Here is a 16,043-nt window from a genome sequence, read left to right as displayed (position 1 = left end):
ATCGGTGCGGGTGAGTGCGTGGTTGCGGCTGGGCGGTTGGGGACGCGGGGGAAGGCCGGGCGGGCCCGGGGAGGGGTCCGCCCGGCCGGAACAGGGGGCGCGGCGGGGCTACTCGAGCAGCTCCCCGTACGCGCCCAGGGCGAGGGCGATATCGGCCTGCGCCCAGAACCGGTGGTAGGTGAAGACGGGTGCCGCGCCGCCGTCGAGATAGCTCTCGATCTTCGGCCAGGCCGGGTCGTCCTCGTAGAACGAACGGATCGAGGAGAACGTCGAGTCGGCGTCGATCGGGTCGCCGTTCGGCATCGCGCCGGTCCAGCCGCTCGGTACGTAGACAGGGTCGTCGAAGCGTTCGTAGTCGGTGCGGGTCTCCGGGACCGCGATGCCCAGCGGGTCCTGGTGGTGCTCCCACATGCCGTCGAGCAGCGCCTCGGCCGTCGACTTCGCCTCCGCGTCACCGGACTTGGCGGCGTAGTAGGTCAGGGTCTTGGCGTATGCGGCGGCCACGCCCACGTCGTTGGTGTAGTCGGTGACGGTGACGTGAAGTCCCCCGTTGTCGCCGGGAGTTGACGGGTCCCAGGTGTCCGGGGCGCCCGACCACTCCAGCGTCGCGGGGATGCGGTACGTGCCGTCCGGGTTGACGGTCGTCTCGGACAGGGCCCAGTCGACCCACTTGTCGAGGACGCCCTTCGCGTCCGCGTCGCCCGTCTCGTGGTAGTACTCGGCGACCCGCTCCATGGACCACGCCTGGAAGCCGAACCACTGGTTGGACGGCGGGTCGTGGTACACGGGCTTCTCGTCGTAGTACATGCCGTAGAAGGTCGGCGTGCCTGCCGGCGGCTGGGCGTAACGGCCCTGCCAGCTGTTGGTCGCGCCGCCTGCGATGCCGCCCTCGTCGGACTGCAGCCACTGGTAGAACTCGATCTGCCGGTCCAGGCTCTTGGCCCAGTCGTCCCGTCCCGTCGCCGACTCGGGCTTGAGCGCGTCGTACGAGCTCAGGGCGTAGGCCGCCATCGGGTTCTGGTAGCCGCCGTGGGCGTGGCTGGAGCCGATACGCCAGGCCCAGCCTGCCGAGCTGTCCAGGGCGCCGCCCCAGGCGTAGTACCACGACAGCAGATAGTGCGAGCTGTCCTTGCCGCTGCCCGCCGGGCAGGCGGTCGGTCCCACGCAGTCGCCGATCTTCTTGAAGTACTTGTCGAACATGGCGTAGCGCAGATTGTCGCCCATCTTCGCGGCCTTGCCGACCGTCGCCGCGATCTCGCCCTCGTTGCCCTGCTCCTTCGCCCACATGTCGGCCCAGTACGCGGCCTGTACGGCACGGGCGTCGGCGTCCGGGGCGTTGGTGAACTTCCACTGCTTGGCGTACGTGGCGTCCTGGGTGAACAGGTCGAGATAGCCGTTGTCGCCGCCGTAGGTAAAGTTGTCGCAGGTCGGCTGGGGGATGGTCTCCCAGACGGACTCCTGTGCGCCGCGCTGGAAGGTGTTGATGTACGACGGTCCTGGCGTGGCGGGACCTGCCTGGCACTCACCGGGCGCGTTGCCGTAGCCGTAGACGTTGTCCACGTCCTGCAGCCAGTGCATGCCGTAGATGTCGTCCGTGCCGTACGTGCTCTTCAGTTCGGCGGCGATCGGGTCGGAGCCCGCCGCGGCACCCGGGTCGAGCGGGGCCGGGTACTGCGAGGGCTCGTCCAGCTCCGGGGCGTAGGTCGCGGGATCCGACGCGTTGTAGAAGGAGTTCGTCGGCTGGTCGGCGGCCGTGGGGATCATGTACGTCTCCATGGTGTCCCAGGCGCCGTTGAACCTGTCCCAGTCACCGGTGATCTTGCCGTACATGGCCTGCAGCCAGATCAGATAGCTGTACGCCTCGGACGTCGTCTGGTGGCCGTGGTCGGGGGCCTCGACGATGAGGGTTTCGACCGAGTGGTACGGGATGCCCTCCGGTGAGAAGTAGCCGTTCGCCGGGTCGGTGATCTTCCCGTACAGGTCGAGGAACCGGGCGTCGTACTCCTTGGACCCGGCGAGCTGGGTGACGGTGACCTCGGCCTTGGTGTGTCCCGGGGCCGAGGCCGTGAAGGTCGCGGAGCCGGTGCCCGACGCGTCGGCGGTGATCGTCACCCGCTGGGCGGTGCTCCAGTTCGACGGGGTGAAGGTGAGGCTCGCGCCGTCGGTCACCGACAGACCCGAGTTCCCCGCGGTGCGCTCCACGCTCACGGTGACGTCCGACGACGGCTCGGTCGACAGCTGTACGTCGAAGGTGCCCGACTCGCCCTGTACGACGCCCAGTTGTGCGGGCGAGGCGACGATGGTCGGGCCGTCGGCGACCGTGATGCCGACCGGTGTGGACTCGCCGGACGCGCCGACGCTGTCGTAGGCCCGCGCGTAGAGCGAGTGCCCGCCGCTCTCCAGGCCGTCCACGTCGAGCGTGTACGGCGCTGTGGCGTCGGTGCCGAGCAGTGTCGTGTCGTCGTAGAACTCGACCTTGCTGATGCTCGCGCCGTCCGCGGCCGCCGCCGTCGCTGCCATCGGCACGGCGCTGCCCTCGGTGAAGACGGCACCCGCCTCGGGGCTGGTCAGCACGGTGACCGGGGGTGGATGGGCGCCGTTGCAGGGCGTGCCGTTGACGGTGAAGTCGGTGGGCGCGGCGTTGGTGCCGCTGTAGGTGAACTGCCCGGCCGTGGAGACGGAGCTGCCCGGGGCGATCTCTGCGTTCCACGCGGCGTTCCCGACGCTGACCGACTTCCCGGTCTGGGACCAGGTGCCGTTCCAGCCGCTGGTCAGCTGCTGGTCGCCCGAGTAGGTGTAGTCCAGGGTCCAGCCGTCGATCGCGTCGGAGCCCCGGTTGGTAATGGTGAGCTCGGCGGTGAAGCCGGAGCCCCAGTCGTTGGTCGTGTAGTCGACGCCGCACTGGGCGGCCGCGGCCTGCGCCGGAGTGCCGCCGACGACGGCCATGCCCAGCGGGAGGGAGAACGCGGCGGCCAGCGCCGTCCATAGCCGGTGCGTACGTCTCCTGCGGCGTGTTCTTCCCGCGCTTCGTGCGCTTCCTGTTCTTCGAGTGCTTCCTGGCGACATGGGCTTGAGCCTCCTCGCGGCTCGGAGGGGATGGGGGTGTGCACAAGCCTTGAACCAGTGGGAGCGCTCCCAGAATGGTGAAGAGAGAAAAGGGGGTCAAGATACGTGAAGAGTCGAATAAATTCGACGGGGAAGAAAAGCAATTCCTCTGTTGCTTGACGGCACTTGATGCTTTAGCGTCCTCATCCACCAGTGGGAGCGATTCCGTCAGTCGACGTGCCGTGCGCGGTACGTCCGATCGGCAAGGAGTCGCTCATGCGACACCCCCCGCCTTTCTCCCGCTTGACTCCCTTACTGGCGCCGCTCGTCGGAGTGGCCCTCGCCGTGTCGGGCACGGCACTCGTACCCGCCGCGGCTGCCGCTCCTGTCTGCACGGTCACGTACGAGACCGTGGGTGAGTGGGACGGCGGCTTCCAGGGCTCCGTCACCCTCACCAACAACGGCCCTGCGGTGAACGACTGGAGCCTCGTCTTCGCGTTTCCCGGCGACCAGCAGGTGACCCAGGGCTGGAACGCCCAGTGGTCCCAGTCGGGCGACACCGTCACGGCGACGAACAACGACTGGAACGGCGCACTCGGCACCGGCGACAGCACCACCGCTGGGTTCCTCGCCTCATGGTCGGGCACGAACGCCGCGCCCACCGCCTTCACCCTGAACGGCACGGCCTGCAACGAGGAGGCCGAACCCGACCCGAGCGATCCACCGGATCCGACCGATCCACCCGACCCGACCGACCCACCGGACCCTGAGGACGGGCCACCCGCCCTGAAGGTCTCCGGAAACAAGCTCGTCGACGCCGAAGGCGCCACCCGCCGGCTGCTCGGAGTGAACCGCTCGGGCGGCGAGTTCGCGTGCGTCCAGGGCTACGGCATCTTCGACGGCCCCGTCGACGACGCGGCGATCCAGGCCATCGCGGACTGGAACGTCAACACCGTCCGTATCCCGCTCAACGAGGAGTGCTGGCTGGGCCTGGACAACATCGACCCGCGCTACGCGGGCGCCAACTACACCACCGCCATCAAGGACCTGGTGCGCCGCGTCGAGGACCACGGGATGACACCGGTCGTCGAACTCCACTGGTCCTGGGGTCAGTACACCGGCAACTCCGCGGGCTGCTCGGACGTCCACGCTAGCTGCCAGAAGCCGATGCCCAACGCCGAGTACACCCCGGCCTTCTGGACCTCGGTCGCCAGCACCTTCAAGGACGACCCGGCCGTTGTCTTCGACCTGTTCAACGAGCCCTACCCGGACCGCGCCACCAACACCGCCGAGCAGGCCTGGACCTGCTGGCGCGACGGCGGCGACTGCCCCGGCATCGAGTACGAGGCCGCCGGTATGCAGAGCCTCGTCGACGCGGTACGGGACACCGGCGCCGAGAACCTGCTCCTGGTCAGCGGACTCGCCTATTCCAACGACCTCAGCCAGTGGCTGTCGTACGCGCCCGATGACCCGGCGGGCAATCTGGCCGCCGCCTGGCACGTCTACAACTTCAACACCTGTGCCGACGAGAGCTGCTGGGAGAAGACCCTCGCTCCGGTCGCCGCCCAAGTGCCGCTGGTGGCCGGTGAGATCGGCGAGAACACCTGCGCGCACTCCTTCGTCGACCGCGTCATGCGCTGGTTCGACGACCGGGGCCTGTCCTACCTCGGCTGGACCTGGAACACCTGGGACTGCTCCGCGGGACCCGCGCTGATCAGCGACTACGACGGCACACCCACCGCGTACGGCACGGGGCTGCGCGACCATCTGCGCGCCCTTGACGGGTCCTGACACGGACCGCTCCAAGAACGACGGACCCTCCAAGAATAAGGAGATCAGCATGAGCCGCACTGTCCCCAAGAGATCCCCCCGAGCACGCACCGCGTTACTCGCGGCCTGCGCCCTCATCGCCACAGCGGCCGGGACCGCCATGGCCGCCGAGGCCGATGTCCAGGCGGCTGCCCCCGGCTGCAGCGTCGACTACGCGGTGCAGAACGACTGGGGCTCCGGTTTCACCACCGCCGTCACGGTCACCAACACCGGTGACGCGGTCAGCAGTTGGGATCTGAAGTGGTCCTTCGGCGGTAGCCAGCAGATCAGTCAGGGCTGGAACGCCGAGGTGTCCCAGTCCGGCGCCGATGTCACCGCGTCGGACGTCGGGTACAACGGCACCCTCGGTACCGGAGACTCGGCCTCCTTCGGCTTCAACGCCAGCTACAGCGGCAGCAACGCCGTACCGGAGACCTTCACGCTGAACGGCGTCGCCTGCAACGACGACGGAGGCGGCGACCCCGACCCTGACCCCGACCCGACCGACCCCCCAGGCGACAAGGTCGACAACCCGTACGCGGGCGCCAAGGTCTACGTGAACCCGGACTGGTCCGAGAAGGCCGCCGCCGAGCCAGGCGGCACGGCGATCGCCGACCAGCCGACCGGCGTGTGGATGGACCGCATCGCCGCCATCGAGGGCACCGCCGACGCCCGCGGCCTGCGGGCGCACCTGGACACCGCGCTCGAGCAGCAGGGCGACGACGAAATGGTCGTCCAGGTGGTCATATACAACCTGCCGGGTCGCGACTGCTCGGCGCTCGCCTCCAACGGCGAGCTGGGCCCGGAGGAGATCGACCGCTACAAGAACGAGTACATCGACCCGATCGCGGAGATCCTCGGCGACGAGAAGTACGCGGGCCTGCGGATCGTCACCACGGTCGAGATCGACTCGCTGCCCAACCTGGTCACCAACACCGGCTCCCGGCCGACCGCGACACCCGAGTGCGACGTGATGCTCGCCAACGGCAACTACGTCAAGGGCGTCGGGTACGCGCTCGGCAAGCTCGGCGCGATCGACAACGTCTACAACTACGTGGACGCGGGCCACCACGGCTGGATCGGCTGGGACGACAACCTCGCCGCGTCCGCCGACGTCTTCTACGAGGCCGCGAACGCCGAGGGGGCCACCCCCGCCGACGTCCACGGCTTCATCACCAACACCGCCAACTTCAGTGCGCTGAAAGAGGAGAACTTCTCCATCACGGACACGGTGGGCGGTAAGTCCGTCCGCGAGTCGGCCTGGGTCGACTGGAACAGGTCCGTGGACGAGCTGTCCTTCGCGCAGAGCTTCCGCCAGCGGTTGGTGTCCACCGGCTTCGACTCCGGCATCGGGATGCTGATCGACACCTCCCGCAACGGCTGGGGCGGACCGGAACGGCCCACAGGACCCGGCGCGATGACCGACGTGGACACCTACGTCGACGGCGGCCGCTACGACCGCCGTATCCACGTCGGCAACTGGTGCAACCAGTCGGGCGCGGGTCTCGGCGAACGCCCCCAGACGGCCCCTGAGTCCGGGATCGACGCGTATGTGTGGATGAAGCCTCCGGGCGAGTCCGACGGCTCCAGCGAGGAGATTCCGAACGACGAAGGCAAGGGCTTCGACCGGATGTGCGACCCGACGTACGAGGGGAACCCGCGTAACGGCAACAGCATGTCCGGCGCGCTGCCTGACGCCCCGGTCTCGGGCCACTGGTTCTCCGCCCAGTTCCAGGAGCTGCTGAGAAACGCTCACCCGGCGCTGTAGCGCCTGGTACCCCTGGTGCGGCAGTCTTCGGCGGAAGGGTGCCGCACCAGGCCAGCGGTGACGCTCAGGGAGTGAGCAGGAATCGAAGCGCTTCGACTCGGCCTATGGACACCACAGGTGCGTGCGCATAGGCTCGGAGAGTTACCTGAGCCTGATACGAGAATGGCGACGGGTGTGGCGTCCGTCGAAGCGGTTCGCCACCCTGGTCGCCCTGTTTGGGAGAGCTGAATGGTCACCCTCGCCGAGGTCGCCCAGCACGCCGGAGTCTCGGCCAGCACGGTGAGCTATGTCCTCAGCGGCAAGCGGTCGATCTCGCTGGGAACCCGTGAGCGCGTCGAGCGCAGTATCCAGGAGCTCGGCTACCACCCCAACGCGGGCGCCCGCGCCCTGGCCAGCAGCAAGTCCAACATCCTCGCGCTGATGATGCCCCTGCGCACCGACATGTATCTGCCGGTGATGATGGAGATCGCCGTCGCGGTCGCGACCACGGCCCGCGAGCACGGCTACGACGTCCTGCTGCTCACCGGCGAGGAGGGCACCGCGGCCGTCCGCCGGGTCACCCGCAGCGGACTCGCCGACGCCATGATCCTGATGGATGTCGAGCTGGAGGACGAGCGGCTGCCGCTGCTGCGCGAGAGCGACCAGCCCGCCGTGCTCATCGGACTGCCCGCCGAGACGGCCGGACTGACCTGCGTGGACCTGGACTTCGCGGCGACGGGCGCGCTGTGCGCCGAGCATCTGGCCGGGCTTGGACACCGCGATATCGCCGTGATCGGTGAGGCCCCCGCCGTCTACGAGCGGCACACCGGGTTCGCCGAGCGGACCCTGGACGGGCTGCGGGGCACCAGCCGCGAGCTCGGGCTCAGGATGCTGCACCGGCCCTGCGAGGGCGGGTACCAGGCGGTGTCGGCCACTCTCGCCCGGATCTTCGATGAGCGGCCCGGCACCACAGGGTTCGTCGTCCAGAACGAGTCGGCCGTGGAACCACTGCTCGGCCTGCTGCGCCAGCAGGGCCGCGCCGTACCCGAGGACGTGTCGGTGGTCGCCGTCTGCCCGGACCAGGTGGCGCTCCAGTCGTCCGTGCGGCTGACCTCGGTCGCCATCCCCGCGCAGGAGATGGGGCGCCAGGCCGTGGAACGGGTCATCGCCAAGCTCGACGGTCAGGGCAAGGACGAGGTGGTCCTGCTGGCGCCGGAACTGGTCCAGCGCGCCAGCTCGGGCCCGGCGCCGACCTGAGAGGCTCGGCGCCTGAGCTGAGAAGCCCGACGCCTGAGCTGAGAAGCCCGACACCGACCCGAGAGCCTGTCCCGCGCACCCAGGTCGGCGCCCGAGCGACTACCTCGTACCGAGGTAGTAACTGGTGTGCGGCGGCTGGTTGTAGCCCGTGTTCTGCCAGGCGATGCCGAGCCGGTAGACCGGGTCGTGCATCAGGGTCGGCAGCCGGAACTCGGTCGGATGCGGGGTGCTGTAGAGCCGTAGCGCCGTGGAGTCGGCGTTGCGCCAGATCATCTCCTCGCGCCAGTCGCCGAGGATGTCGCCGGACAGCACCGGGTTGCCCTTGGTCCAGTTGTTGGACTTGGCGTCCTGGTCGTACCAGATGCGGTCCAGGTCCGTGGAGCCGTTGTACTTCAGGATCTGCGCGTAGCCCACGCCCGCCGAGCCCGACCAGCGGTGGTCCAGGAGCTCCCGGTGTGCGTCGCCGTCCCACCAGATGGCGGAGTTGAACGAGTCGCCGCCCGCGAACGTCGGCACACTGTCGCTGATCTTGGTGCCGTCGGCCGCGTAGAACCCGCCGGCGCTGGACCAGCACTCGGCGCCCGCGTACTGCCGTGTCAGGTCGGCGCAGATACCGCGGCCGACGTCGCTGCCGGTCCGCTGACCCCACAGGATCTCGCCGGTGCGCGCGTCGTGCATCTCGTAGCCGTACGCCGCGTCCGTGTGCTCGTGCACGTTGAACGATTCCAGGCCCGGCCGGGACGGGTCCAGGTCGCCTACGTGCATCGCGTCGCCGTGGCCCAGCTTGGTGGTCCACAGGCCGCTGCCGTCGTCGTCCACGGCCATCGCGCCGTAGAGGATCTCGTCCTTGCCGTCACCGTCCACGTCGGCGACCGAGAGCTGGTGGTTGCCCTGCTGGTCGTAGCCCTTGCCGTAGTTGGTGGACGAGTTGGTGTCGAACTTCCAGCGGCGGGTGAGGTCGCTGCCGTTCCAGTCGTACGCGGCCAGGGCGGTGCGCTCGTAGATGCCGCGCGTGAAGACCATGCTGGGGTGCGAACCGTCCAGGTACGCGGTGCCGGAGAGCAGCCGACCCTCGCGGTTGCCCCAGGTGTCGCCCCAGTCGGCGACGTTGCCGCGGGCGGGCTCGAAGGGTACGGAGTCCATCACCCTGCCGGTCTGGCCGTTGAAGACCGACAGATACTCGGCGCCACTCAGCACCGCGCAGTTGTCGGCCAGATGCGAGGCGTCCGGGTCGCCGATGACGGTGCCCGCGGAGTCCTTGGAGCCGTCCGATGCGCGCACCGCCATCTCGGCCTTGCCGTCGCCGTCGTAGTCGTACACCTGGAAGGAGTCGTAGTGGGAGCCGCTGCGGACGTTGGTGCCGAGGTTGACGCGCCACATCCGGGTGCCGTCCAGCTTGTACGCGTCGTAGACGGTCGGGCCGGTGCAGGTACCGGAGTTGGCCACATCGGTGGCGTTGGAGGGTACCCACTTCAGGACCAGCTCGTAGGCGCCGTCGCCGTCCAGGTCGGCGGCGGAGGCGTCGTTGGCCGAGTAGGTGTAGGCGACGCCGTCGCGGGTGGTGCCGCCGGACGGCTTGTCCAGCGGGATGTCGCGGCGGCCCGCGTTCCAGGCCGTGGCCTTCTCGCCCGGCTGCTCGGCGCCGTTCACGACCGCGCGGATCTCGTAGGTGGCGCCTGTACTGCCGCCGCTGTCCAGGAAGTTGGTCTTCTGGGTCTCCTCGATCAGGGTGCCGCCCCGGTAGAGCCGGAACGAGAGGTTCGCGGGGTCGTCGCCGAACATCCGCCAGGTCACCAGCACCCCGCCGTCGGCGGGCACGGCGACCAGGCCGCGGTCGAGCTGCTCGGCGACGCGGGCCGCCGCGAGGGCCTTCGCGGGGCTGTTGGCGGCGGTGGGCAACGGCGTCTCGTCGGCGGCTCCGGCGAGCTGGTCGACCGCGAGCATGCTGCCCGTGGCGACCATCAGGGTGGCGAGTACGCCTCCGGTGAGTTTTCCGGGACGGCGGTGCCGACTAGCGGTGCGGGTGCGTCCTTGCATCGGGACCTCGCATGTCGGGTACGGGTACACCCCCTGGTCGCCACCGCACCGGCAAAGGTTGCCCGTTGACCAAGTCGATGTGCCAAGAGTCGGCCGGCGTGATGAGGTCGATACGAGAGGTACGGGTGGGGTGGATGACGGCGGTGCACTCATCCGCCGCCCAGGCGAGGTCGACGGTGGCCCCGAAGCGGGTGCGCACGCCGCGCAGCTCGCCGGCCGGGTAGCCCTCCGGGAGGGCCGGGAGCAGCACCAGACGGTCCGGCGATGACTGGATGAGCGCCTCGATCAGCAGCGCGGGCAGGGCGTGCGCGGCGTCCGCGTTGTAGACGTCCCGCCGTGGGTAGTGCGCGCTCATCAGCGAGGTGTGGAAGTAGTCTCCGGTCAGGACGTGCCGCAGCGCCGCCGACGCCCGCTCCGGGTCGCGCAGCCGGGCGGCGATCAGCGCGTGGTGCAGATGGCCGTGCGCGGAGTCGTTCTCGGCGCCACGCAGCAGCAGCGCGCGGTGCGCGGCCTTCGCCAGGTCCGGAGTGTCGTACGGGTTGATCTCGTCCAGAGGCCAGACCGGGTAGAGGTGGCTGAGGTGGCGGTGGTCGTACGCGTCGCCGAGGCCCGGCCAGGCCCACTCGGCCAGCGCGCCGTCCTCGTTGACCAGGTAGTCGGGCAGCCGGTCGGCCAGGGCGCGCAGCCGGGCGGCACGGTCCGGGTGGTACGCGGCCGCGGTCAGCAGGGCGTGCCGGGCCGCCGCGATGTCCATGGTGGCGTTGACGGTCACCCAGCTCCCGCCCTCCGGGCGGTTCTCCGGCGAGTACGAGGGGACGATGGCCAGGCGCCCGTCGGGGCCGGTGCGGCTGAGGAAGTCCTCGTAGAAGTCGGCGACTTCGGCGAGCGCGTCGGCCAGCCGCGGGTCGCGGGTGCCATGGATGGCGTCGTGGTCGACGAGCGGCTGCAGCAGCCAGTCGGCGCCCGCCGTCCACAGGTGCAGCGGATAGGCCCGCTGGAAGTGGTGGGTGTGGCCGTTCTCGCCGTCGGTGTGCGCGGGGGCGACCACCCCGCGGGCCCCGAAGACGGCACGGGCGTTGTCGCGCCAGTGCGCCAACTGGCCGTGGATCAGGGTCGCCTGGGCCTCGGTGACCTCAGGCAGCGCCCCGGCCGCGGCGGAGGCGGTCTGCAGGCCCAGGTTGGCGTCGGTGGTGAACGCGCCCGACCAGGCGGTGTCCCAGTCGCCCGTCCACAGGCCGGTCAGCCGGGGCGGCAGCATCCCGCTGGCGCACAGCAGGTGGTAGCGGCCCGCGGCGAGCAGCCGCTCCAGCAGCGCGGGGCTCTCGGGTCTGCGGAGCAACGCGCTGCCGCTGAGGGCGCGTTCGTCCGGCGCGGCGCCGAGGTCGAGTGCCACCCTCTCGTAGGCCGGGCGGTGCAGCGCCTCGTGCCGGGCGAGCAGCCGCCGGTACGCGTCCGCGACGCTGTCCTCGCCCGCCAGCGCGCCCAGGGACGCCGCATCGGGCCCGGTGTCCAGCTCTCCCGTATGTCGCCGCACCCGGGTCAGCAGCAGGAGCTCGCGGGCGCCCGCGACCCGGGCGCGGGCGCCGGAGAGGCTGATCGTGCCGCCACGGACCCGGGCGAGGCTGAGGCCGGTGTACCCGCGGTCGCTGTCCGGGTAGTGGGCCCGTAGTGTGAGCAGCACACCGTGCTCGGTGAGCAGCGTGCCATGGCCCACGGACAGGTCCTTTGGCGCACCGGGCAGCCGGTGGTCGAGGGCGAGTTCGACGGTGAGGTCCGCGTCGGTGACGTACTGCACGATCACGTCGTCCGCGCGCGAGACGAAGACCCGGCTGCGCCATCCGCCGCACTCCGCGCTGACCACGCCGGTCGCGAACCGGACCGTACGCCGGTAGCCGTGTCCTTTGACGGCGGATGTGCGCCGCACATGGGTCCGGAAGGCGGGATGGAAGGGTTGCACCCATTGCAGCGGGCGGCCGTCGGTGAAGTCCTCGGCGGCTGTGGTGTCCCCGGTGAGCAGCCGGTCCTGGAGGCCGGGCAGCTCGGCGGCCAGCTCGGGCGGGCGCGCCTGCTCGGTGCCGTTGGGCCGGACCAGTGTGTGGTGGTTGACGATCACCTGGTCGTCCCGGGGATCGCCGAACACCATCGCGCCATGGCCGCCGTTGCCGCTCAGGAACGCGTCCTCCCAGCGGGCGGCGGGCTCCGGCTCCCACGTCCCGTGGATCACGACGCCTGTTCCAGTACGGCCACACCGTAGCGGCCGAGTGACACCACGTCCTGTATCGCGGCACCGGTGAGCAGGTCGCGGTAGTGCCCTGGCAGTGGCACGGTCGCCGCGTCGCGGCCGTGGTTGAGGAGGAACAGCAGCTCGCCGCGGCGTACGGCCTCGACACCGAGGGGGAGGCCATGGGGTGGAGGCCGTACGCCTGCCTCATGGGCGACCCGCGTCAACAGCGCACGCAGGGCGGCCGGTTCGGGGAGCGTGGAGAAGTACCAGGCGCGGTCACGGCGCAACAAGGCGGGCAGCCCGTCGAGCTCACCGCCCCGGTAGGCGGCCACGACCTCGGCGTCGTCGGCGGCCGTCAGCTCCTCCGACCACAGCGTGCCGTAGAAGGCCCCGCAGTCCACCCGCTCCTCGGCCTCCAGCGGCCACCACTCGTGCAGCACGCTGATGCCGAACAGGTCGCGCAGCCGGGCGTCCATGCCACCGGGACGCACCCGGTCGTCGTGGTCGGCGACGCCGGTGTGGAAGCCGCAGACGAGGGTGCCGCCGCCGGCCACGTACGCGAGGAGGTTGTCGACGGCCGTGTCGGTGAGCAGGTAGAGATGCGGGACGAGGACCAGCCGGTAGCGGGACAGGTCGTGCTCGGGGTGCGCGAAGTCGGTCGGGGTGTTCGCCTCCCACAGGGCGCGATGCCAGGCGCGTACCACCTCGGGATGGTCGAGCCGCGCCGAGACCCGCCCCTCCTGCTGGTCCGCCCACCAGGAGTCCCAGTCGTGCAGGATCGCCACCTCGGCCGTGACCCGGGTGCCCGCCACGGCCGGTGCCAGCCGGGCGAGTTCGGCGCCCAGCTCCTTGACCTCGGCGAAGACGCGGCCCTCCTCGCCGGCGTGGCCGAGCATGCCGGAGTGGAACTTCTCGGCGCCCTGCCGGGAGGCCCGCCACTGGAAGAAGCAGACGCCGTCGGCGCCGCGCGCCACGGACTGCAGTGACAGCAGCCGGTTGAGGCCGCGCGGCTTGGGGTGGTTGACGCCGCGGAAGTTCACCGGGCCCGCCGCCTGCTCCATCACCAGCCATGGGCCGCGCGCCTGGGAGCGGGTCAGGTCGCCGATCATCGCGTTGTCCTGCCCGGCCCACGGGTCCCTGGGATCGGGGTAGATGTCGACGGAGACCACGTCCTCGTGCTCCGCCCACTGCCAGGCGTCCTGCCCGGACCACAGCGGCATGAAGTTGGTGGTGACCGGAATGTGCGGCGAGTGCCGGTTGACGATGTCGCGCTCGGCGAGGTAGCACTCCAGGAGCGCGTCGGACGTGAAGCGCTTGAAGTCCAGTACCTGGGTGGGATTTCGCATGTACTGGGCCCGGCGCGGCGGGATGATCTCGTCCCAGGCGTCGTAGCGCTGGCTCCAGAAGGCGGTGCCCCAGGCCTCGTTGAGCACCTCCAGGGTCCCGTACTTCGCGCGCAGCCAGCCGCGGAAGGCGCGGGCCGCCTCGTCGCCCCAGTCGTAGGTGCAGTACTCGTTGTTGATGTGCCACAGGGTGAGGGCCGGGTGGCTGCCGTAGCGGGCCGCGAGGTCCTCGGTGAGGGCGGCCGCGTACCGCCGGTAGACGGGGCTGGAGTGCGCGAACTGCTGGCGCGAGCCCCACCACACGATCCGGCCGTCCTCGTCGCGCGGCAGTGTCTCGGGGTGCAGCGTGCCCATCCACGGGGGAGGGGACGCGGTCGGGGTCGCGAGGACGACCCCGATGCCGTTCCCGTGTATCAGGTCCATCAGCCGGTCCAGCCAGTCGAACTCGCGGGCGCCTGGCCGGGGTTCGATCCGCGCCCAGGAGAACACCCCGAGCGTGACGGAGTTGACCCCGGCCTTCTTCATCAGCCGTACGTCGTCGAGCCAGACCTCCTCGGGCCACTGCTCGGGGTTGTAGTCGCCGCCGAACAGGAGGCGGCCGCGGGTGGTGTCGTCGAGTGCCGGAATGGGACTACCCCTTGATCGCGCCGGTGAGCATGCCTTGCTTGAAGTGTTTCTGGACGAACGGGGACAGCACCGAGACCGGCACCAGGGCGAGCACCATGACCGCCATCTGGATGGCCAGCGGCGACAGCTGCCCCGTGTTGATCGCCTGCGCCAGGCCGGTCGGCCGCTCCTGCTTGATGACCAGCTGGTTGAGGATGTTCTGCAGTGGCAACATGTCCGGGTCGCTCAGGTAGATGGAGGCGTTGAACCAGGCACTCCAGTAGCCGACCGCGTAGAAGAGGGTGATCACCGCGATGACGGCCCTCGACAGCGGCATCACGATCTGCCACAGGATGCGGAAGTCACCCGCCCCGTCGATCCGGGCGCTCTCGATCAGCTCCTGCGCGGTGCCCATGAAGAACGCCCGCAACACCAGGATGTTGAAGACGTTCACCGCACTGGGCAGGATCAGCGACAGATAGGTGTCGGTCAGACCGAGCCCCTGCACTACCAGATACGTGGGGATCAGACCGGCGCCGAAGAACATCGTGGCCAGCAGGAACATCAGCAGCGGCCGGTGCAGCACCGACCCCGTGCGGGACAGCCCGTACGCGCACAGGATCGACACCGCCATGCTGAACAGCGTGCCGACGACCGTCACGCCCGCACTCACCAGCGTCGCCCGGGTGACCTGCCCGCCGCCGAGCAGCTCCTGGTACGCGACGAAGGTGATGTCGCGCGGGACCACCACCAGACCGCCGGTCTCGGTGATGGTCTGCACCGACGACAGGCTGGTGACGACCACCACCCAGAGCGGGAAGAGGATCGCCAGGCACACCGCGACCAGGGTGACCCCCTTGATGGCGAGCCCCGCCCTGGTCGGCTGTTCCTCCCACGCGGGCCGCAGCCCGCTGCGGCTGTTCGGCCTGATGCCGAAGGACAGCAGGCTCATCGCTTGTACACCCCCTGCTCGCCCATCAGATGGGCGACCTTGTTGGCCGCGAGGACCAGCAGCAGTCCGAAGACGCCCTTGACGATGCCCACGGCGGCCGCGTAGCTGAAGTTGCCGTTCAACAGGCCCACGTTCCAGACATAGGTGTCCAGGACCTCGGCGGCGGTCGGGCCGACCGCCGTGCGTTGCAGCAGGATCTGCTCGAAGCCGACGGTGAGCGCGTTGCCCACCTGGAGCACCAGCAGCAGGGCGACGACCGGGCGCAGCGCGGGAAGCGTGATGTGCCACATCCGGCGCCAGCGGTTCGCGCCGTCCATCGCTGCCGCCTCGTACAGGTCGGGACTGACCGAGGCCAGCGCGGCGAGGAACACGATCACACCCCAGCCGGCGTCCTTCCAGATCATCTCGAAGGTGATCAGGAACTTGAAGAGCGCCGGATTGGTCATCAGGTCGATGCCGTCGTGGCCGTGGTCGCGCAGCACCTGCGACACCAGACCCGCGCCGCCGAACATCTGCTGGAAGACCGTGATGACCAGCACCCACGAGAAGAAGTGCGGCAGATACAGGATCGCCTGGGCGACGGCCTGTACCCGTGGCCGCACAAAGCTGTTGATGAACAGCGCCAGCAGGATCGGCAGCGGGAAGAACAGCGTCAGCTGGATCGCGAAGATCGCGAGGGTGTTCCGCAGCGCCTGCCAGAACAGCCGGTCGTCCACCATCTGCTGGAACCACTCGGCACCCACCCAGGGGCTCTGGCCGATGGCCTCGAAGGCGTTGTCCGCGATGTAGGGGTCGTAGTCCTGGAAGGCGACGACATTGCCCAGCAGCGGTACGTAGTTGAAGACCAGCAGGAGCAGCAGCGCGGGTACGGTCATCAGCAGCAGTGTGCGGTCGCGCCGCAGCCGGTGCCGCAGGGTGATGCCGCCCGGCGGGGGTTTCCCTGTGCTGCCGCGGCGCCGGGGCGGGCCTCCGGACCGCTGCTGGGGGGTGGAGTCGCGGGCTTTGGTGATGCTGTGCGTCATG

General features: G+C 69.8%; 9 protein-coding genes. 3 read left to right on the top strand and 6 right to left on the bottom strand.

What is annotated here, in order from left to right; translation table 11 throughout:
• Window positions 1-108: 108 nt before the first annotated feature.
• Window positions 109-3,066 carry a glycoside hydrolase family 48 protein gene (locus tag U9R90_RS02475; RefSeq protein WP_411054693.1) on the bottom strand — a complete coding sequence of 986 codons (2,958 nt, stop codon included), beginning with the start codon at window positions 3,064-3,066 and terminating at the stop codon, window positions 109-111.
• 255 nt (window positions 3,067-3,321) lie between these two features.
• Here U9R90_RS02475 and U9R90_RS02470 point away from each other — a divergent pair, with 255 nt between their 5' ends.
• The 3 genes from U9R90_RS02470 (at window position 3,322) to U9R90_RS02460 (ending at window position 7,858) form a co-directional block, all read left to right on the top strand.
• Window positions 3,322-4,836, top strand: a complete 1,515-nt coding sequence (locus tag U9R90_RS02470) for a cellulase family glycosylhydrolase (RefSeq protein WP_411054692.1) — start codon at window positions 3,322-3,324, stop codon at window positions 4,834-4,836.
• 49 nt (window positions 4,837-4,885) lie between these two features.
• Window positions 4,886-6,622, top strand: a complete 1,737-nt coding sequence (locus U9R90_RS02465) for a glycoside hydrolase family 6 protein (RefSeq protein WP_411054691.1) — start codon at window positions 4,886-4,888, stop codon at window positions 6,620-6,622.
• A 228-nt stretch (window positions 6,623-6,850) separates the two neighbouring features.
• Entirely contained in the window at window positions 6,851-7,858 is a 1,008-nt protein-coding gene (locus tag U9R90_RS02460) for a LacI family DNA-binding transcriptional regulator (RefSeq protein WP_411054690.1), read from the top strand.
• Between the two features lie 99 nt (window positions 7,859-7,957).
• On the opposite strand, the gene U9R90_RS02455 is transcribed toward U9R90_RS02460, so the two are convergent.
• Genes U9R90_RS02455 through U9R90_RS02435 form a run of 5 tightly spaced genes read right to left on the bottom strand, consistent with a single transcriptional unit; the run spans window position 7,958 to window position 16,042 of the window.
• Window positions 7,958-9,895, bottom strand: coding sequence for a rhamnogalacturonan lyase (locus tag U9R90_RS02455; protein WP_411054689.1), 1,938 nt, complete (start codon window positions 9,893-9,895; stop codon window positions 7,958-7,960).
• Complete coding sequence (locus U9R90_RS02450; RefSeq protein WP_411054688.1) at window positions 9,870-12,119, bottom strand: glycosyl hydrolase family 95 catalytic domain-containing protein; 2,250 nt, start codon at window positions 12,117-12,119, stop codon at window positions 9,870-9,872. The genes U9R90_RS02455 and U9R90_RS02450 overlap by 26 nt, the downstream gene beginning before the upstream one ends.
• Complete coding sequence (locus tag U9R90_RS02445) at window positions 12,116-14,089, bottom strand: beta-galactosidase (RefSeq protein WP_411057612.1); 1,974 nt, start codon at window positions 14,087-14,089, stop codon at window positions 12,116-12,118. Before U9R90_RS02445 ends, U9R90_RS02450 begins: the two co-directional genes overlap by 4 nt.
• Window positions 14,090-14,093: 4 nt before the next feature.
• A complete protein-coding gene (locus U9R90_RS02440; protein ID WP_411054687.1) occupies window positions 14,094-15,020 on the bottom strand; it encodes a carbohydrate ABC transporter permease in 927 nt (308 codons plus the stop codon).
• Window positions 15,017-16,042 (bottom strand): ABC transporter permease, encoded by a 1,026-nt coding sequence (locus U9R90_RS02435; protein ID WP_411054686.1) that lies wholly within the window; start codon window positions 16,040-16,042, stop codon window positions 15,017-15,019. The genes U9R90_RS02440 and U9R90_RS02435 overlap by 4 nt, the downstream gene beginning before the upstream one ends.
• Window position 16,043 lies beyond the last annotated feature (1 nt).

This window comes from Streptomyces sp. E11-3, from assembly GCF_046540415.1.
Lineage (GTDB): Bacteria > Actinomycetota > Actinomycetes > Streptomycetales > Streptomycetaceae > Streptomyces.
Note: the sequence above shows the minus strand (reverse complement) of the source record. Positions and strands in the feature narration are given on the sequence as shown.